16 protein-coding genes are annotated in these 20,567 nt (G+C 49.5%); 8 read left to right on the top strand and 8 right to left on the bottom strand.

Annotation, left to right across the window (positions count from 1 at the left end; translation table 11 throughout):
- Position 1: 1 nt before the first annotated feature.
- The 8 genes from KK083_RS10070 to mltG form a co-directional block, all read right to left on the bottom strand.
- Positions 2 to 460, bottom strand: a complete 459-nt coding sequence (locus KK083_RS10070; protein WP_254163055.1) for an Hsp20/alpha crystallin family protein — start codon at positions 458 to 460, stop codon at positions 2 to 4.
- 82 nt (positions 461 to 542) lie between these two features.
- Positions 543 to 1,133, bottom strand: a complete 591-nt coding sequence (locus tag KK083_RS10065; protein WP_254163053.1) for a hypothetical protein — start codon at positions 1,131 to 1,133, stop codon at positions 543 to 545.
- A 555-nt stretch (positions 1,134 to 1,688) separates the two neighbouring features.
- Positions 1,689 to 3,530, bottom strand: coding sequence for a glycoside hydrolase family 2 protein (locus KK083_RS10060; protein WP_254163051.1), 1,842 nt, complete (start codon positions 3,528 to 3,530; stop codon positions 1,689 to 1,691).
- Between the two features lie 480 nt (positions 3,531 to 4,010).
- A complete protein-coding gene (locus KK083_RS10055) occupies positions 4,011 to 5,186 on the bottom strand; it encodes an aldose epimerase family protein (RefSeq protein ID WP_254163049.1) in 1,176 nt (391 codons plus the stop codon).
- Between the two features lie 18 nt (positions 5,187 to 5,204).
- A complete protein-coding gene (gene galK / locus KK083_RS10050) occupies positions 5,205 to 6,386 on the bottom strand; it encodes a galactokinase (RefSeq protein WP_254163047.1) in 1,182 nt (393 codons plus the stop codon).
- Positions 6,387 to 6,490: 104 nt separating this feature from the next.
- Entirely contained in the window at positions 6,491 to 7,432 is a 942-nt protein-coding gene (locus KK083_RS10045; RefSeq protein WP_254163045.1) for a YihY/virulence factor BrkB family protein, read from the bottom strand.
- A 59-nt stretch (positions 7,433 to 7,491) separates the two neighbouring features.
- Positions 7,492 to 7,899 (bottom strand): acyl-CoA thioesterase, encoded by a 408-nt coding sequence (locus KK083_RS10040; protein WP_254163043.1) that lies wholly within the window; start codon positions 7,897 to 7,899, stop codon positions 7,492 to 7,494.
- Between the two features lie 9 nt (positions 7,900 to 7,908).
- Complete coding sequence (gene mltG / locus KK083_RS10035) at positions 7,909 to 8,958, bottom strand: endolytic transglycosylase MltG (RefSeq protein ID WP_254163041.1); 1,050 nt, start codon at positions 8,956 to 8,958, stop codon at positions 7,909 to 7,911.
- Between the two features lie 174 nt (positions 8,959 to 9,132).
- On the opposite strand from mltG, the gene KK083_RS10030 reads away from it, so the two are divergent.
- The 8 genes from KK083_RS10030 (at position 9,133) to KK083_RS09995 (ending at position 20,547) form a co-directional block, all read left to right on the top strand.
- A complete protein-coding gene (locus tag KK083_RS10030; RefSeq protein ID WP_254163039.1) occupies positions 9,133 to 9,762 on the top strand; it encodes an L-threonylcarbamoyladenylate synthase in 630 nt (209 codons plus the stop codon).
- Between the two features lie 78 nt (positions 9,763 to 9,840).
- Positions 9,841 to 10,470, top strand: coding sequence for a WbqC family protein (locus KK083_RS10025; protein WP_254163037.1), 630 nt, complete (start codon positions 9,841 to 9,843; stop codon positions 10,468 to 10,470).
- Positions 10,471 to 10,578: 108 nt separating this feature from the next.
- Positions 10,579 to 13,125, top strand: a complete 2,547-nt coding sequence (locus tag KK083_RS10020) for an ATP-dependent Clp protease ATP-binding subunit (protein WP_254163035.1) — start codon at positions 10,579 to 10,581, stop codon at positions 13,123 to 13,125.
- A 395-nt stretch (positions 13,126 to 13,520) separates the two neighbouring features.
- Positions 13,521 to 14,363 carry a hypothetical protein gene (locus KK083_RS10015; protein WP_254163033.1) on the top strand — a complete coding sequence of 281 codons (843 nt, stop codon included), beginning with the start codon at positions 13,521 to 13,523 and terminating at the stop codon, positions 14,361 to 14,363.
- 440 nt (positions 14,364 to 14,803) lie between these two features.
- Positions 14,804 to 16,414, top strand: coding sequence for an Ig-like domain-containing protein (locus KK083_RS10010; RefSeq protein WP_254163031.1), 1,611 nt, complete (start codon positions 14,804 to 14,806; stop codon positions 16,412 to 16,414).
- Between the two features lie 365 nt (positions 16,415 to 16,779).
- On the top strand, positions 16,780 to 18,291 hold the full coding sequence (locus tag KK083_RS10005; protein WP_254163029.1) for a Gfo/Idh/MocA family protein: 1,512 nt from the start codon (positions 16,780 to 16,782) through the stop codon (positions 18,289 to 18,291).
- Positions 18,292 to 18,530: 239 nt separating this feature from the next.
- Positions 18,531 to 19,388: a sugar phosphate isomerase/epimerase family protein gene (locus KK083_RS10000; RefSeq protein WP_254163027.1), complete on the top strand. Its 858-nt coding sequence runs from the start codon at positions 18,531 to 18,533 to the stop codon at positions 19,386 to 19,388.
- Between the two features lie 346 nt (positions 19,389 to 19,734).
- Positions 19,735 to 20,547, top strand: a complete 813-nt coding sequence (locus KK083_RS09995) for an alpha/beta hydrolase (protein ID WP_254163025.1) — start codon at positions 19,735 to 19,737, stop codon at positions 20,545 to 20,547.
- Positions 20,548 to 20,567: the final 20 nt, after the last annotated feature.

Genomic DNA, 20,567 nt, shown 5'->3' with positions numbered 1-20,567 from the left:
CTTAAGACACTGCGATCTGCTTGGCGGGCTTGACCTTGGCCTCTTCTTTCTTTGGCACTGTGATGTACAGGATGCCATCCACATACCTGGCCGCGATCTTTTCACCTTCTACCTTGCCTTCGGGTAAAGTGAAACTACGCTGGAACGACTGGTAGCTGAACTCGCGGCGGGTATAGTCGACATGCTCGTCTTTTTCTTCGCGCTGGTCTTCACGTTGCGATGAAATGGTAAGAATGTGGTTGTCCAATTCAACTTTGAAGTCATCGCGCTTCATGCCCGGCGCTGCTACTTCGATCCGGAAATCATCGTTGGTCTCCTTCACGTTCACTGCCGGAAGCGTGGCCCCTGACGACTTCCAGTTGGCCAGCGATGAATTAAACCAGTCGTCTGTGAAAAAATCGTTCAACAAAGACGGCATGGATGGGAATAAGCTTCCGTTTGTTCTGACTAACGTTTTCATAGATCCTCCTTTTCTGAATTTGTTAAACATTATTTTAGGTCTCAATATTTTCATAACGTGAATTCTTTGTCCCCGACGACCATTAAAGCTCTTTTGAGTTATCTGGCTTCTTGTGAAGATCCTGGTAGAAGCGGTTTTTGATGGAATCCATTCTGTGCATCATTCCCTTTAAATAATCGTCGTTCATTTCATATCGTTTCATAAAAAAATCGTGATGAAAGAAATCCGGGTACCGAAGTGAGTCGGTGAAAAACAAAGAGTTGAACTGGCGGTCAAAGAGTGACGAGTGGTTGCTGTTAAAATAACGGTCAAAACGGCCCATCAGGCTGTCCATTTTTGAGGTATCGCCTTTCACATTGGAGTAGAACGAAGAGTAAGTGGAATCGAAGCCTATGAGATTGCCTTTATCGTCGTAACGCCTGTTCACCTTGATATTGACCTTCGGTTTGTTCAGGCTATCCTGTGCAACCGACGCCTGATCTTTTTGAAGATTGCGGTTATCCTGTCCGTTGGTTTTCTCATGACACGAAGAGATCATGAGGGATGTTGTTGCTAAAAGCACCAGCAGTGAGCGCCACTTTGCAAGATTGCTGATACTGGAAATGATCTTTTTGATTTTGTCAATAGTCCTCCGCCTGGCAGAAAGACCATTGCTTTTCAATTGTAAGTTCATGGCCTTAGTGATTGTAAGAGAAAAATGTCAGCTGCCGCCGACGCAAGAACTATGCAAAACGCCCCCGAGGTTGCGGCCAGCGCAGGGCGACGATAAATTTGTCCGATCAGTCCTGCCAGGCTGTCGGCGGTTTATGAAAAAATTTCAGTTCTGACAGACAAATAGAACGTTTTTTACCGGACATGATGCAAGTTTCCTCCGGTTCAAAGACACCAGACGAACAGTGGTACCTATTAGAAATGTACCCATATTGTTGAGTCATATAATTCCTGGACTATGGGCCATGGGTTTCACAGCTGCTCTACATTTTTTGAGAAAACATATCCCCGTTGTGAAACAAAACAGGCATTGAGACGCCTTCCGCACCATAGAAAACTCAGCGCGCAAGGTTGGCACAGCGTTTTATATTAATACTTCAGTCTTCTTTCTCTGAGTATTTAATTTCTAACGGAATTGAACATTCAAAGCTTCTTCCGGGTCATACCGGCGAAAGCGTCAAAGGAGATCAAAGAGAAGCTTCTTAACGGAAGCTTCTTCTTTTTTTATGCCTGCCCGTTATTTTAATTTTACAAGCGACGGGTCATACAATTGCTTATGTGCGGTAGCAAGTTCTGCTTCCGGCATTTTCACCACCTTGCGGTCATACGTCATCAAGCCGTTCACTTCTATCTCAACATCGGTTGTCTGCGTATATACGGCGGCCGAAAGTCCAACCTTGATCAGGTCAGGCATCTTATCGATGAACGACTTGTATTTACTTAACAGCTCTGTTTTGTTAGGGAAGCTCTGGTAGCCCCAGTTGTTCTTTTCCTGCCAGGTGTGACCTTCCAGTGGTAATCCTAATCCACCAAATTCGCCAAGTACGATGATCTGCTGCTTCCCGAAAAGTTTAGGATCGGGCATGCAGGGCGCGGGATAGTTGTGCAAGTCCATGATATGCCCGGTCGTCACAAAGTTTCCTCCGCTTGCCGGGTTCACTAACCGGGAGGGGTCATAGTCCATCGTCCATTGTGTGATCTCTTCCGTTTTGAACTGGCCCCAGCCTTCGTTGAAAGGAACCCACACTACGATGCATGGGAAGTTGATCTTTGAGTCGATAATGGCTTTCCATTCGGTTCTGAAGATCTTCTCCGATTCTGCTGTGCGCGCTTTGTCGGTAGCAAGACCGATGATGGCGGGCCGGGGCTCCCAATGATTGCCCATGTCGCCGCTGGGCATATCCTGCCATACCAGCATGCCGAGTTTGTCGCAATGAAAATACCACCGTGCGGGCTCAACCTTTACATGCTTGCGGATCATGTTGAAACCCATCTCTTTGGTTTTTTCGATGTCGAATTTCAACGCTTCGTCTGTGGGCGCTGTGTACAATCCGTCGGGCCACCAGCCCTGGTCGAGCGGACCGTACTGGAAGACGAATTTGTTGTTCAGCAACATACGCTGTACACCCTGCTGGTCTGTCACCATGGAGATCTTACGCATGCCGAAGTAGCTCTTCACTTCATCGATGCGTTTGCCCTTGCGCACCACGGCAACGGTGAGGTCATAGAGGAACGGATTGGCAGGCGACCATAATTTCGCATCCTTGATCTGAAGCACGGCCTCATCTCCGCTTACTTCTTGTTCGGCAATTTTCCGGGTACCGTCCCATGCGCTCACATGAAGTTTGTCGCCGGGCTGAAACTCTTTCACCACAGCTTTCACCGTAAGTGTTTGCTTGTCGATGTCGGGTGTATGCCGGGTCGACTCAATGTAGGTCTTGGGAACGGCCTCTGCCCATACTGTTTGCCAGATGCCGGTAACGGGTGTATACCAGATGCTGCGTGGATTTTTGATCTGTTTACCTCTCGGCTGCGGGCCGTCGTCAGAAGGGTCCCAGACGCTGACAACGATCTCCTGCGCGCCAGACTTTTTCAGCAATGCAGTGATATCGAAAGAAAAAGGATCGTAGCCACCTTGGTGAGAACCCGCCGCTTTTCCATTCACAAACACATCGCACTTCCAGTCTACCGCGCCGAAATGCAGCAGCACATTTTTGTTTTTAAAATCGGAAGAAAGTGTGAAAGACCTTTTATACCACAGGCGGTTGTCTTTTCCAACGGTCTTGCCTGCGCCTGACAAAGCCGATTCAACAGCGAAGGGCACCAGGATCTTCGCTTCAAAAGCCGAAGGTATATTCTCCGCTTCGGGCCTGATGGCAAAGTCCCACAGCCCATTCAGGTTCATCCATACCGAACGCACCAGCTGAGGCCGCGGATATTCAGGCAAGGGATTGGCGGCGTTCACCTGCGCAGCCCAGGGGGTGGTGATCTTTCCTTCAACAACCTTCCAGCCCTGGGGTTGTGCATCAGTAAAACAAACAAGGCAGCATAACGCTCCCAGCAGTGTCAGTCTCTTCATGTGGTTATTCAGTTTAGATTGATCTTCACGCTCCGGCTGTTGAGTAAGTCCGTAGCGCAGCGGAAGTTAGAAACCACTGATGATTTTTTCACACGTCTTTCAAAAAGTTTTACCGACGGTGAATAATCCCCATGACCTCACGTCTCGAAGCCCGAACCTCGAACGAAGCACCTTCAGTCATACGGCGTGAGGACATAAGCCAACCTTCGGCCTGGCAAGGGCATGCGCGGGTTGGGTTGAGTCCGCATGACGTATGACGAGGCCCCCGCCGCGGCCTCGGAGCGGCACCGGAAACTTTATCCCAATACAAAACTATATCGCATCAGAACATTTTGTCACCAAACGTCTGTCTGGCAGCAGAACGAGGTGAGTCATAGACCTCTGAAAAAGGCATAAAAAAAAAGAACGCAGGTGAGTTCCCTGCGTTCTACACCCTCTTTACGAAGTAGAGAGGGTGACGAGCGAAGCGAGTCGGGTGAGTTACTTGACCGAGAACGTATACACCGTCTGTGTCTGATACACCTCACCAGGATTCAGCACCACGCTCGGAAAATTCTTCTGGTTGGGAGAATCAGGAAAATGTTCTGTTTCGAGACAAAGCCCGTAACGTTTATTATAAATAGTGTTGAACTTGCCGGTGATGGATCCGTCGAGGAAATTTCCGGAGTAAAACTGAACGCCGGGTTCCGTGGTATGCACGCTCATCACCCTGCCGGTAGCAGGATCGTGCAGTGTTCCCGCCAGCTTCAGGCTGTCATCAGGGCCGTTCAGTACCCAGCAGTGATCATACCCACCACCGGCCTTCAGCTGCGCATCGTCCTTGTCGATACGTGCGCCGATCGCGGTTGGTGTTTTAAAATCGAAAGGTGTTCCGGATACATCTTTCAGTTCGCCGGTAGGGATCAACGTTTTATCCACAGGCACAAACTTATCGGCATTGAGCATGAGCTCGTGCTGCAGGATATCGGTCTTCGTGTTGCCGCTCAGGTTGAAATAAGTGTGCTGAGTCAGGTTAACGATGGTTTTTTTATCGGTAGTAGCCTTGTAGCTGATCTTGAGCTCGTTCTTGTCGGTGAGGTGATAGATGACCTCTGCCTGCAGGTTGCCGGGGAAACCTTCTTCCATGTCTTTGCTCAGGTAAGTAAGCTTGATCGCCGTGCCGTTGTCAACCGGATACGCTTCAATGGTCCACACGCGTTTGTCAAAACCGGCAGGGCCACCATGAAGGCTGTTGCCGTTGTTGTTTTGTGCAAGCGTATAGGTTTTTCCATCCAGTGTAAATTTCCCTTTGCCAATACGGTTGCCATACCGGCCCACGATCGCACCGAAGTACGGACTTTTTGCTACATAACCTTCCAGTGAATCATAGCCGAGCACAACATCTTCGAGCTTTCCATTCTTGTCGGGCGCCGTGAGTGAGGTGATGATGCCGCCGTAGCCGATCACCTTCATGGTCATGCCCTGGTTGTTGGTGAGGGTGTATTGCGGGATGGAGGTGCCATCGGGCAACTTTCCAAAGGTTGTTACGGTAATGGTCCCTTTGGGCTGAACTTGCACAGATTCGGTCATGGTTCTCTGGTCTGTTTTAGGGTTGCAGTTGATCATCAATAATCCGAGCGCCCCGCTGAACAGGGCAAGCAATAGATGTTTTTTCATAGAGGCCTGGGTTTGTCATTAAATGATAGAAGCTGGAGATTTAGACAGCACGCTGGTGCCTTCCCTGATCGACACCTTGTAGGCGCGCATATCTATGGAGAAGGCTTCACGGTAAGCTTTTGTAAGGTGGCTGATGAAACGGTCAGCCGCATCTTTTTTGATGATGTTGATGGTGCAACCCCCGAAGCCACCGCCCATCATGCGGGCACCCAACACTTTGTCGAACTTTTTCGACTCCTCTACCAGGAAATCCAGTTCCTTGCAGCTCACTTCATAAAGTTTTGAAAGCCCCTCGTGGGTTTCATACATCTTCTTCCCGAAGGCAACTAAGTCGCCGGCATCGAGGTCGCGGCTGGCTTGTTGTACACGCCTGATCTCACTCACCACGTAGGTGCAGCGGTTATAAACTTTTCCGGGCAGCTCTGCTTTGTGTTTCTCCAGCATCTCAGGCTTCACATCGCGCAGGCTGGTGATCTCAGGATAATATTTTTTCAGGATGGCCACGCCCGTCTCGCATTCGTTCCTGCGCGTATTGTATTCAGAATCCACCAGCTTGTGCTTCACCTTGGTGTCGCAGAGCACGATGATAAAATCTTTCAGGTCCATGGGCGAGTACCGGTACTCCAGCGAGCGGCAATCCAGCAATATCACGTGCCCTTCTTTTCCCATCACGCTGGCAAACTGGTCCATGATGCCGCATTTCACACCGGCGTAATGATGCTCTGCCCACTGCGCCATTTTCACGAGCCTGATCTTGGGGATCTTCAATGCAAACAACTCATTTAGCGCGAACGCAAAACCACACTCCAGCGCTGCCGAAGATGAAAGCCCGGCTCCGAGCGGTACCTCGCCGCCGAACACGCAGTTGAAAGGTTTCACCGGCATGCCTTCTTCAACCATTTGGTGCAGCACACCCAGCAGGTAGTTTGCCCACGCCGGATCTTCTACTTTCTCAGGCGACTTCAGGTCTACCTTGATGCGCTCGTCATACTTGACAGAATAAATGTACGACTCACCATTATCAGAAGGTGCAATGGCAAAGATGATGTCTTTATCGATGGCGGCCGGCATCACAAAGCCGTCGTTGTAATCGGTATGTTCGCCGATGAGGTTGATCCTGCCCGGAGAGCGGACCAGCAAAGGCTCTTTGTTGAATAGTTGGGTGAAACGCGCGTGTATTTCTTGCTCCAGGTTCTGCATGATGGATTGTATGCTTGCTGTTATTAAGTTGTGATAAAAAAATCGAAGCCCCCAATTTCCAAAAAGTGAGCGTCAAAATGAATTTTTAAAAAGATTAATTCGCCCTAAACCTGCCGAACCTGTTGCTTCATCCGGTATTTTCTTGCCTTCCAGAGGGCCTCAGACCGGATCGCCTCGTGAATGGAGGCATTGATCTCATAACCGAACAGCAATACCATGGTGATGAGCTGGATCCAAACCATGAGCGCTATGAGCACACCAATAGACCCATACACCTTATTGTAGGCGCCGAAATTGGTAATGTAATAGGAGAAGCCGTAAGAAACGCCGAGGCATAGCAGCGTGGCGATGAGCGAGCCGATGGAAAAGAACCGCCAGTTGTAATGAATGGCCGGCCCGAAATAATAGATGGTGGAAATGGCCAGGAAAAAAACGATGAAGATGATCAGGAAGCGCAAGGGCAGGATCAGGTAAACCGTGTAATCGTCAAAGTTCACCAGATCGAACTCGCGCATGTGGTTCAGAAAATAATCCAGCACAAACTGACCGATGATGAGCAGCAGAATGGCGAGGAACAGCACAAAGGTCATGTTGAGGGTAAGCAACGTGGCGATCATCCTCGTTTTCCATCCCTTCCGGTTCTCAACCGTCTTGTAGCAGGCATTGAACGCGCGCATGAGGGCCATCATACCGTTGGTGGAGAGATACATGGCGAAGAGAAAGCCGAACGTGAGCAGTCCGCCGCGCTGGTTGCTCACGATGTCGAGAATGGTGGTCGACACCGCTTCATACATGCTTTCGGGCATCATGAGGTCGTCTCTGAAAAAGCCCATGATGCTGTCGCGGTTGATCTCCGGAAAATAGGCCGTCACATAGGGGATCAGTGTGAACAGGAAGATGATGGCGGGAAAAATGGCCAGGATAAAGTTGAACGCCACCCCGTTGGCCCGGTCGGTGATCTCATCGTCTCTCAGGTTGTTGAGGAAGAGCTTGGCGATCCGGTACAACGATACATCTTCATGTTTTTTGAAACGCGTTTTTTTCATTCTGCTGATGAGCAGCCGTATAGGACTCAGCCGGAGAAGGAATTTTCTGCGCTTATAATTCATTTGAAATACGGGGCTAGTACATCGAGCATCGGCTGGGGTGGCCGCCGTGGCCGGTTCGTAAGCTTGTCAACAAAAACGAGCAACGTTTCACCCCGGTGGAGCAGCGTGTTGCTTTCGTTGAAGATCTCATATTCGAACCGGATCTTTACGCCGGGTTTCTCTCTTAACGTAGTGACTATCCGGAGCAGGTCGTCATAACGCGCGGGTGCCAGGTACGTTGAATGGTTTTCGAGCACCGGCATCATCACGCCCATCGCTTCCAGCTCCTTGTAGCTGAGGCCCAGCTGCCGCAGACTTTCCACCCGGGCCACCTCGTAATACATGGCATAAAAACCGTAATAGACATAGCCCATCTGGTCGGTCTCGCCATAACGAACGCGCACGGAAGTTTCAGACACGTACATTCTCCGGCCTTATTTTTTTTTGTTTTGTCTGCCCTTCTGTATCTCGATGGTCAGCGCCCGCTGATACCGTTTCGCATTGTTGATATGCTGATCATAGTCGCCCGTGAAGTTGTGGCGCCCCGAAAAATCCTCTTTCGCGCACATATAAAGATAGTCGGTCTGCGCGTGGTTGAGCACCGCGTCGATAGACCGTATCTCGGGCATATTCACAGGGCCCGGGGGCAACCCGGCATACTTATAGGTGTTGTAGGGCGAATCCACTTCTTTATGTTCGTTCAGTACACGTTTCAAAGTAAAATCACCGACGGCAAAAACAAGCGTGGGATCCGCCTGCAGGGGTATTCCTTCCTTTAAACGGTTGATGTAGAGGCCGGCAATGATGGGTGCCTCGTCTTTTTGCACCGATTCGGCCTGCACAATGGAGGCGAGGATGGAAACTTCGATCGGTGTAAACCCTTCTTTTTGTGCTTTGGCCTTGCGATCGGCGGTCCAGAATTTTTCATATTCCTGGTGCATGCGTTCGATCACTTCCTCCGCCGATGACTGGTAATACACCTCATAGGTATTGGGAATGAACATGGTGAGCACATTGTCTTTGTTGAAGCCATAGCGGTTGGTCATGGCAAACTGCACGAGGGCGGCTTCGAACTCTTCTTTCTTAATGAACAGGTTGCGGGTGATCTTTTCGCTCAGCTCACTGATAAGCCTTACATTATTGAAAGTTATCTTCACAGGCTCCTGCTGGCCGGAGCGAAGCAGGCGGATGGCCTGGAGGTTGGTCATGTTGGCGCGCAGCAGATAACGGCCTGCCTTCACGTTTTCGTCATAGTCCATCAGCTTGGAGAGAAAGCTGAAAGAGATCAGGTCCTGTGTAATGTCGCCCTCATGGAAGATCTTCTGCACATCTTTGAAAGTAGCGCCTTTGGGGATGGTGATCTCTCGGTCTTGCTTCTCTACCAGCACGTTAGGTGTATAACATATCTGAAAACCGTAATAAGTGAACGATATGAGCAGGATCGAGAGCAAAAGAAAGAAGATCAGTTTTTTCGATGGTTTCATGTAAATAAAATAACGCCAAAAATATATTAAGATTTCAGATTAACAGGCCGGTTTTACCTTTTAGCAGGCCGTTAACCATTTGTTAAAACCGATAATTGCTGCCAAAATAGCTAACAAATAAGCGGTGCATTCTATTTTTGCAGGCTGAAAAAAAATAGCACGGCACACGGCAAAATGGCAGCAGAACTACTTAAAATACATCCCCTGAATCCGGAAGGGCGCAAAATAGACCGGGTGGTAACTATTCTCAAACAGGGCGGCATTGTGATCTACCCCACAGACACCATCTATGGTATAGGTTGCGACCTGCTGAACCGGAAAGCTGTTGAGCAGCTATGCCGCATCCTGGACATCAAGCCGCAGAAGCTCGACCTGTCATTCATCTGCCACGACCTCAGCCAGATCTCGGAGTATGTGCGAAGAATGGATACGCCTGTTTTTAAACTTTTGAAAAAAAGTCTACCCGGACCATTCACGTACATCTTCGAATCGAGCAGCAAGGTGCCGCGGGTGCTGGATGTGAATAAGAAGACTGTGGGCGTGCGGATCCCAGACCATGCTATACCTGCTGCCATTGTGGAGCTGCTAGGCAATCCGGTCATCACTTCTTCCATCAAAGACGACGACACTATTAAAGAATACACCACGGATCCGGAAGAGATCTATGAAGACTTCAAGCACCAGGTAGATCTGGTGATCGACGGCGGCGCTGGCGGCAATGTTCCTTCCACTGTAGTGGATTGTACTACAACAGAGCTTCGCATTATCCGGCAGGGACTGGGTGATCTCCAGCAGTATCTATGAACTTGAAAACTATCTTATTAATTAGTCACCCGCTGCTCGCGGCCCGAAGCTAGGGGCTCAAGCTTACACCACACAGGAATGGCTCACACCGCATTAATAGAAACGCAATACCTACCACCCATCGCTTACTTCAGCGCGCTGCTAAACTGCAGTGAGGTCATTGTAGAGAAATATGAACACTACGAAAAGCAGACGTTCCGCAATCGTTGCTACATCAAAACGGCGCAGGGAACGGAGATGCTGATCGTCCCGCTCACGTCCAAACATGGGAAAACCGTGATCAGCGAGGTGAAGATCGATTATGGTCAGAAATGGCTGAACAATCACTGGCGAACCATGCGTTCGGCGTATGGCAAGGCACCATTTTTTGAGCACTACGCTGATGAATTGCATGATATTTTGTTTCAGCGATCCGAATTTTTATACGACCTGAACCTGGCTTTGCTGACAATGTGTCTCAAATGGTTGAGATGGAGTCTACCAATACGGGAAAGTTTGGCTTATGAAGTTGTGCCGGCGGATGACGTGACAGACCTTCGATCGGCCATTAACCCCAAAAAAACGGGTAACCTCGCAGGATTTTACAAACCGGCGGTATACAGTCAGGTATTTGGCAATAAGTTTGATGAAAATCTTAGCCTCATTGACCTGATCTTTTGCGAAGGTCCTGGAGCAATGGGTATCGTACGGGCTTCCACTCCAAAATGAACATTTGAAGGGCGGGTTGCGTTTCTAAGGATAAAACTTAGTTTCTCTATAGCGTTGTACGGTAGAAAAACTTTACATTTACACTAATCAAAAATCATCAGTTTTTACATGGAAGCCAAATTCTCCAACCGCGTTAAAGAGGTGATCTCACTGAGCAGGGAAGAAGCTTTACGCCTCGGCCATGATTACATTGGAACCGAGCACTTGTTACTTGGAATGATTCGCGAAGGTGAGGGAGTGGCAGTAGGCGTTTTGAAAAAGCTGGGCGTGCCACTCGATGATCTCCGCGGCGAGATTGAAAAAATTTCGAAAGGCACAGCAACCCACGAAATAAAAAACCTCGCTAACATTCCGCTGACGAAAGCCTCCGAAAAAGTTCTCAAGATCACGTACCTCGAAGCCAAGATCTTCAAAGCCCAGCTGATAGGTACTGAGCATCTGTTACTTTCTATCCTGCGCGATGCCGATAACCTTGCAACGCAGATCCTGAACAAGTTTGACGTTAACTACGAGACCGTAAAAGAAATGCTCGAATACCAGAACGAAAGTCCGATGGCATCTTCCGATACAGACGATCCGGATGATGACTCTTCAAAAATTTTCGGCAGCGCCGGCAGTGGTGCCGGAGCCGGAAAAGAAAAGAAAGGAACCGAGAAATCAAGGACCCCTGTGCTCGATAATTTCGGCCGGGACCTCACCCGCCTGGCTGAAGACAATAAGCTGGACCCCATCGTTGGCCGCGAAAAAGAAATTGAACGCGTTGCCCAGATCCTGTCGCGCAGAAAGAAAAACAACCCGATCCTGATCGGTGAACCCGGCGTGGGTAAAACAGCTATCGCCGAAGGTCTTGCCCTGCGCATCATTCAGAAAAAAGTTTCACGCGTGCTGTTCGGTAAACGGGTGGTGACGCTTGACCTCGCTTCACTGGTGGCCGGTACCAAATACCGCGGCCAGTTCGAAGAAAGGATGAAAGCCGTGATGAACGAGCTTGAAAAATCACCCGATGTGATCCTGTTCATCGACGAGCTTCACACCATCGTTGGTGCCGGCGGTGCCTCAGGCTCGCTCGATGCCTCCAACATGTTCAAACCGGCCCTTGCCCGCGGAGAGATCCAATGCATTGGCGCCACTACACTCGACGAGTACAGGCAGTACATCGAAAAAGACGGTGCGCTGGCCAGAAGGTTCCAGATGGTAATGGTTGATTCAACATCACCGGAAGAAACCATCCAGATCCTCGACAACATCAAGGAAAAATACGAAGATCACCACCATGTGATCTACACCAAAGAAGCGATCGAAGCTTGCGTGAAGCTGTCTGACCGTTACATCAGTGACCGCTACCTGCCCGATAAAGCCATCGACGTGCTCGATGAAGCCGGCGCACGCGTTCACATCAACAACATCCACGTACCTGAAGACATCGTGAAGCTTGAAGAAGCCATCGAGGATGTGAAGAAAGAGAAGAACCGTGTAGTGAAGAGCCAGAAGTACGAGGAAGCAGCACAGCTTCGCGACCGCGAGAAGAAACTGATCGAGCAGCTCGACATTGCCAAAACCAAGTGGGAAGAAAAAACCCGCACGGAAAAATATACCGTGAACGAAGATAACGTGGCGGATGTCATCGCGATGATGACGGGTATTCCGACCAAACGTATCGCGCAGAAGGAAAGCAACAAGCTGCTGAACATGGGCGAAGAGCTCAGCGGCAAAGTGATCGGCCAGGAAGAAGCCATCAAGAAGCTTGTGAAAGCGATCCAGCGTACACGCGTGGGTCTGAAAGATCCGAAGAAACCCATCGGCTCCTTTATTTTCCTCGGACCTACCGGTGTCGGTAAGACCGAGCTTGCCAAAGTGCTGGCCACTTACCTGTTCGATAAAGAAGACGCCCTGGTGCGCATAGACATGAGCGAGTATATGGAGAAGTTCTCCGTGTCACGCCTGGTGGGTGCGCCTCCCGGATACGTAGGATACGAAGAAGGCGGACAGCTTACAGAAAAAGTAAGACGCAAGCCATACTCGGTGGTGTTGCTGGATGAAATTGAAAAAGCACACCCTGATGTGTTCAACATCCTGTTGCAGGTGCTTGACGACGGTATCCTTACTGACGGCCTGGGAAGAAGGGTCGACTTCAGGAATACCATCATCATCATGACCTCCAACATCGGTGTTCGTGACCTGAAAGACTTCGGAACCGGAATCGGTTTTGCCAGTGCTGCCAAACGCGAAAGCGAAGAAGAGCAGATGAAGGCTACCATCCAGAATGCCCTGAAGCGTGCTTTCAGCCCCGAGTTCCTGAACCGTCTTGACGATGTGATCGTGTTCAACTCACTGCAACGTGAGCATATCCACAAGATCATCGACATCACCCTCAGGAAACTTTTTGACCGCATCATCCAGATCGGTTATCACGTGGAGCTGACAGAGAAGGCAAAAGACTTCCTGGCAGAAAAAGGCTACGACCATCAGTTTGGAGCCCGTCCGCTGAACAGGGCCATCCAGAAATACCTGGAAGACCCGGTAGCGGAAGAGATCCTGAAAGGAGAGGTCGAAGAAGGTGGAACCATCATGGCCGACTACGAAGGAAAAGGCGATACCCTCACCATCAAGGTGAAAAAGGCCAAAGCCTCTTCAAAAGAGAAGAAAAGCGAATAAATGAGATCTTGATAACTTAAAAAAAGCCGGTGAAAGCCGGCTTTTTTTATTACATGCCATGGTGATCACCGCTGGAGAAGAGACATCCCCGATAATTTGTTTCCAGACGCGATCCTTCCCGGATGTTTCCAATGGGATGAACTGCTTTGGAGATAACCTGTTTTTATTACATGCCTGGTCCTTTTAAGCCTGCTATCGGTATCAAAGGTTGAGAGTTTCGCTCTACACAATTGCGAAGGTGTTCTTGAGTTTTCTTAAATTCGTCTAGGTGCCGCCGCCATGGCATTAGTTTTTACAAACAGATCATCACAATAGCCTTCCACTCTATGTAAAGATTCTACACACAGTTCACATTCCCGGCTGTAAGTCTTAATTAAAAATTTAAACGTTTTGATATGGAACGCATCGGCATTATTGCATCGTTGATGGTAGTGGTGGCTTTTTCGGCGTACAGTCAGCATGCGCAGGGCACACTGGTAGCAGCTTCAGTGTCGGGGGCTGACAGGCTTTCAATCGTGAAGAACAGCATCAGCATACCTGCCTGGCACGAAAAATCTTTCTGGTCGGTGTACGAAGACTACCTGGGAAATGTCAACGAAGTTTCTACACAGGGATACAGGTCGCTTGAAACGCTGGCCGAAGCCGATAAAAATACGAATGGAGCTGAGGCCTATGAGCTGGGGCAGCAGATGATCAAAGACCGGCGCAACCTGCTCGCGCTCAGGGAACGTTACTACACGCAGATCGGCGCCGGGTTCAACGGCATCATTGCATTGCAGTTCCTCCAGGCCGAGGCGCTCCTCGACATGATGGAAAGCTGCCGCATCTATGAGCAGACCCACTGGAGCGATTTCCGCTTCCATCCCAAGGCATTGAATCCATCACAGTTCAAAAAAGCAAAACACAATACCATCCACGCAGCGCTCACCCCTTCAGTGGAAGAAGCCAGCGCGTTCTGGGAAGTATATAACCGTTACGAAGAGGAATGTGACGCGCTGCTGGGTGAAGACTACAGCCTGATCTCATTGTATGCCGGCGATCCTTCAGACTTTACCCCCGCCATCGCCAAACGCCTGGGCAATGATTTTCTTAGCGTGATGCAGCGGGAGCTGAAGCTCAAAGAAAAATATTTCGTGGAAATGAACCAGGTTGTCGGACCATCGCTTGCCACACGTTTCCTGGCCTGGGAAGACTACTACTCGCTGGTAAGTAAAATGTACGCCTGGGCGGAGCAATAAAAGGAGTAAGAAGCAAGGAGTAAGTAGTAAGGAGGTGTTGTACACGACTTTGCCTGGTTGTTTGGTGAGGGTTGTTGGTGAAGAACACCAACAACGGCGCACGGCACACCAACAATGGTACACTGTCAACGGTATACCTGCAGGTAACCACCCTTGTTTGATATTCCGCACAATTTGAGAATTTACAACCTGCCTACTGCCCTCTAACGAAGCAATGTACTTGAATCACCACTCAGTCCCTGATCCGAAGGCCCTCCTTACTCCTTACTTCTTACTCCTTACTTCTTTTTTGACTCCTGAAAACGTTTGCAATAAAATCCAACACACAAGCACGCTAGTAAAAAAGGAGTAGTCGCCTGAAAGTAAGGAAACCCTCACATTCCCACCAGGCGGCATTGGCGAAAGCGTTAGTTTTGGGGTTCTAAATCCTCAAAAAAATCATGAAATTTTCTTCTTTTTTCAGTTCGGCGCTTCGGACTAGTGCCCTGGCCGTTGCACTGTCTTCTGTTTTGTGGCTCACGTCATGTGATGATGATCCGGAGCCTGACAAAGTATTGCCCGAGCTTACCGTTACCAACCTGGCTGACAATGCCACCGTATGGGATGTGGTAAGCGTCGCCCTCGATGTGAAGGACGACCGTGGTATCGACAAGGTTGAATTGTTCGTAGACGGCTCGCTTGTAACAACGCTCATAGCTTCACCCTACAGCACAGACTGGGATACCAACAGCCTGACTGACGGCTCACACGTTGTAAAAGTGGTGGCTACCGATAAGTCAGGGAATTTTGTAGAAAAAGAAATCCCTGTAACCGTTAAAAACGTGCTGGTGAGTTTCAAAGTGCCCGCAAACCACCTTTGGTCAGGCAGCGGCGAAAGCACCCGTGGTTTCGTATTCCTTTCTGATAATGAAGGAAAGCTGATCAAGGCGGTGGAGATCCAGAACGGACAAAACGTTGAGATCAAAGCTCCGGGCTTCAAAGGTGAAACATTCTACCTGACGCAGGCCATCGTTGGCATTGAAGGCGCCAGTAATTTCCCTTCTCTGTGGACTTTCGCGCAGGTTGAACGTGGTAAATGGACAATATTGTCTGACGGAGAAGAAGACGAGGTGACTGTCGGTCAGGCCAATCTTACGTTCACCAATGTCACCGCCAATGCCGCATACTTATTGAACGGTCCTGGCAGCTACGAAACGTATACGGAAGGTAGCGCTGCAACCCTTACCCTGAAGAAAAGCCCCGCCACGATCTATGCAGCACGTTACCCGGTCATGGAAGGCTCTCTGGTAACGCCAGCTTACCGCCTGATCCAGAATGTTGTAACGGGTAACAATACCATTAGCCTGTCACAGGTAAACATTCCCCTGACAAAGATCACACCGGCAGCACCGGCCAATATTCCGAATGTTCATGTGGAACTGATGGGCAGCCTTGTGGCCAATGACTATACCGATGTGTACGAGGTGAGCAGCGCATATAAGCTGAACTCTACCGACAACTTTGTTACCCTCTATAAGCCGGGTACAGCCTTCGCTTCTTACTATGCGGATATTGATATGTATGATGAGAAATTCGAGCTGAGCCGCAGCACACGAAACATAGATCAGCTTAACCTGGCATTGCCGCAATACCAGGGCGACGTTACCTTTTCCAATGGCAAGGTAAACTCGTCAGTGACCGGCTCGTTTGATTTTATCAGCACTTCGTTTGAGCATCCGCAGAATGACGATTCAGAGTGGTCGTTCATCTTCCCTGCCGGAGCAAATGTGAGCCTGGTGGTTCCTGTGGTGCCCGACATACTGAAGAGCTTCGATATCCCTGCTGTCAATGCAAATCCCGACCATTTTTGGTTATATGATTTTGAAGGTGCAGATGGTTATACAGGTTTTAAAAACGCGATCCGCAATACTACTTACGGCCCTGATGAATTGTATCAGAACGGTAAGGAGTATACAGAGATGTTCGTATCCAGGGCTGTTACGCAAGGCAGAACAAAGCAAAATGCTGCCGGACGCCTGACGTCTTCTGATAGGAAATTTGCACAACGATAATTATTCGTTAAGCGCTTTATATGTAATAAGAGGATGGTGCTCACAGCGCCATCCTTTTTTTTATTTTGAACATTTACTCCCTTGCCCACCATAGCCCGCGTTGATCTCGGCTACTTCTTACTTTTTACTCTTTCTCGACTTCTAGTCATTACTCCTCACTTCTTCCCACATCACATCCGTGTGTCTGAGTACACACTAAACAGACCACTTCACAACAGCAGATCGAACCAACAAATCCACCGTTCGCCACTTAAGTGTTGTCTTCAGAAGGTACAGCTGTTAAATTAAATGATGCGGTTGAGTCACTCGACAAATGTTTGAGACAGCCTCATGTTTTTTAAACCAGACCTGTAAACCTTCTAATTATGTCATCCACCAAAAAGATCAACAGGAGACAATTTATCGGCTCGGCCACCACGGCATCGCTGGCGTTCACCATTGTACCCCGGCACGTGATCGGCGGCCCTGACTTTGTTGCACCCAGCGATAAGCTCACCCTCGGTTATATCGGCTGCGGCACCCAGGGCATGCGCGAGATGACCAGCCTCATTGCCAACCCCAAGATCAGGATCGTGGCCGTATGTGATCCCAATAAAAAAAGCACGGACTATGTCGACTGGTCGCCTACCGGCATCCGTGACGGCATCCGCAAGGCACTGGAAGATCCCACCTGGGGTGAGGCTTACAACGGTATACCCGGGGGCCGCGATATAGGACAGGAATTCGTGGAAAAATATTATGCGAAAGACAAAACCACCCAATACAAAGGTTGCGCCTCGTACGAAGATTACCGCGAGCTGCTGGAGAAAGAAAAAGATATCGATGCGCTGAAGATCATGACACCCGATCATCTGCACGCCACCATCTCGATCGCTGCCATGAAAAAAGGCAAACACGTTGTGATCCATAAGCCCATCGCCAACCGCATGTACGAAACAAAGCTCACCATAGACACGGCACGCAAGACCGGTGTGAGCACGCACCTGCTGGCCTGGAGCAAACGCAGTGGCAACGACGTGGTCAAAAAATGGATCAGCGATGGCGCCATTGGAACCCTGAAAGAAATTCACAACTGGTCGTACCGTCCCGTGTGGCCGCAGTGGACCACCAATCCGCAGGAGACCCCGGCCATACCCAAAGACTTCAACTGGGATCTGTGGCTTGGCCCGGTGCCCGATCGCCCCTACCACCCCAACTATACGCATTGTGTGTTCAGGGGTTGGTATGACTTCGGCGGTGGCAGCATTGCCGACATGGGGCACTACAGCCTCTGGCCACTTTTCCTCACACTGGGCATCAATACACCTGCCATCAGTGCCGAAGCTTACGGTACCACTACACGCCAGGTAATAGACCATGTGAGTCGCAATGTTGTAAACGATGTGGCATTCCCGTATTCGAGCATCATTCGTTTCAAGTTTGCCAAACAGGAGACACTTCCCGCATTTGATCTCTTCTGGTATGACGGTGGTATGAAGCCGCACACCCCCGAAGAGCTCGAGGTGGATGGCAAAGACCTGCCCCAGGAAGGAATGATGTTCGTGGGCGACAAAGGTAAGATCCTGGCAGGCTTCCGGTGCGATGACCCCGTGCTCATCCCCGAAGCGAGGATGAAACAATATACCGAAGGGAAGGAAAAGACTGGAGATACGAACGAGCGCGGTGACGATGTTTGGATCGATGCATTCAAGAACAAAAAACAATCGCCGGGAAGTTTTCTCTATGCCAGTGCCATCTCCGAGACCATCAACCTGGGCGCGGTGGCCCTCCGGGCGCGCAAGAAAGTGCTTTACGACTCCGCGAAAATGGAGATCACCAATGTGCCTGAGGCAAACAAGTTCCTGCGGAGAGAGTATAGGAAGGGATGGGAGCTTTGAGGTTGGGAGTTTAAAGTTTAAAGTTTAAAGTTTAAAGTTTCAAGTTTGAAGTTGCCGGGTTCGTTTCGGTGTCACGAAAACTTGTGTTCTACGATTCCAAAGAATTGAAACTGTGCAGTGAACGCCAGGGCACTACACTCAACCGGCTATCCGGCAACTGGCAACCGGCAACTTTACTATAACCGGCAACTGGAATCCGGACGCCATATTTTAGAATTAAAAAAATCAAGTCTGAAAACATGAAAATCAATCGCAGGGGTTTTATGGAAAAAACGGTATCGCTTGCGGCCTCAGGGCTGATCGCGCCTTCTGTGCTGAAGGCATCTGAAAGTTTTGCAAAAGATGATATCTCACTGGCGCAGTGGGCACTGGTGGATGAGATCAAGGCCGGCAAATGGAAGACGCTTGACTTTCCCAGGGTGGCAAGGGAAGACTTCGGTCTCAACGGCATCGAGTTTGTGAACACCCTGTTTGAAGTGCCCACAGAAAGTTATCTCAAGCAGTTGAAGAAAAATGCTGAAGACCAGGGCGTGACCATGATCCTCATCATGGTGGATGCCGAAGGCGACGGATGCATGCCTACGAAGGAAGGTCGCCGGCAATTCGATATCAATCACCGTAAGTGGATCGACGCGGCACAATATCTTGGATGCCACGCCATCAGAACCAATTGCCGCGGCCCGGAAAATGTAGACAAGAAAGAAGCGCTGAAATATGCCACCGAATCGTACAACATGCTGCTGCAGTATGCCGTGCCCGCAAAGATCAAAGTGCTCATTGAAAATCACGGCGGTGTCTCCAACGATGGCGATTTCATGGTGTCGCTGATGAAATCGGTGAACAATCCGTTTTTTGGAACCTATCCTGACTGGCGCAAGCCCGCCCCTGATTTCGATAACTATGTCTACCTGCAGAAAACCCTTCCTTACGCAGCGGGCATGTCGTACAGGAATCAGCCTACCGAAGAGCTTACCGCCAAAATGATCAAGCTGTGCCAGGACTCCGGCTACCACGGATGGTACGGCATCGAGTCGAGTGGGCGTGATGAGATCAAGAAGGGCAAGGAATTGCTAAACAAATATTTGCTGGGAAAATAACTTCCGGACCGATTCCCGAAGAGACTCTCTGGGAGGCTGCCTTATTTCGGACAGCCTCTTTTTTTGATCATACTGGTAAAATTCTACCATCCTGAATAGTAAAAAACTACCATGGACAGGAATGATGCAAATGTTAGCTTTGTATATATGGCAAGTCTCAGAAAGATCAAAAGCGAAATACAGCTTCAGGCCAAAGTGGTGCTGGTCTTTATCGCCATCGTGCTCATTATCCTGGCCATCCAGGAGCTGGTTCTGAAATGAGCTAAACCCATCCTGCCCGGAAGTGAACTTCCCGGCAATTCAAATTCTTCCTGATTTCTGTTAATTTTCCGGAAATTTATTCCGGGTGCAATCTCTGAAAATACTCGCGCTTGTGATCATTGTGCTTTACGTCGTAGCGCTTGTGATCCTTTATGTGTTGCAAACAAGGCTGATCTTTTATCCTGGTAAGTTACCTCCGGCCTTCAGGTTTAGCAGCCGTGTTTTTGGCGAGGAGGTTGTGCTCACTACGGCGGATGATGAACGCATCAGCGCATTGTATTTTCAGGGTACAAGAGCGGAGGTGATCCTCTATTTTCATGGCAATGCCGGAGACCTGAGCGGGTGGCAGTTTGTAGCGGAAGATTTTGTTACGTCAGGCTACGGAGTGCTGATCATCGACTACCGCGGCTATGGAAAAAGCTCGGGCTCTATCTCGGAGCAGGGGTTTTATCACGATGCCAATGCTGCGTATGATTTTCTGATCGGCAAAAAGATCCAGCCGGATAACATCATCATCTACGGAAGGTCTATCGGTACAGGTGTTGCTGTTGATCTCGCTTCGAAACGACACATCAAAGGTCTTGTGCTCGAAGCACCATACACTTCGCTCGGCGCGCTGGCCAATGAAAAGCTCCCCTTCTTCTTTCCTTCTCTTTACCTGAAGTACCGGTTCGACAACCTCGGCAAGATCGACCAGGTAAAAAGTCCGGTGGTGTTCATTCACGGCACTGAAGACACGCTCATCCCTCCGGTACACAGTGAAAAATTGTTCCGCGCCTTTCAAGGCAAAAAAGAAATGATCGTGGTCAACGGCGGTTCGCACAATGACCTGAACGATTACCCTGCCTATCGCAAGTTTGTAAGTGAAACCCTTTTGTATTTTTTTGCCGCACCGTGATGCCCCCATCTAGCAACGGT

Origin of the sequence: Chryseosolibacter histidinae, from assembly GCF_018598225.1 — a bacterium.
In the GTDB taxonomy this organism is placed as follows: domain Bacteria; phylum Bacteroidota; class Bacteroidia; order Cytophagales; family Cyclobacteriaceae; genus Chryseosolibacter; species Chryseosolibacter histidini.
Note: the sequence above shows the minus strand (reverse complement) of the source record. Positions and strands in the feature narration are given on the sequence as shown.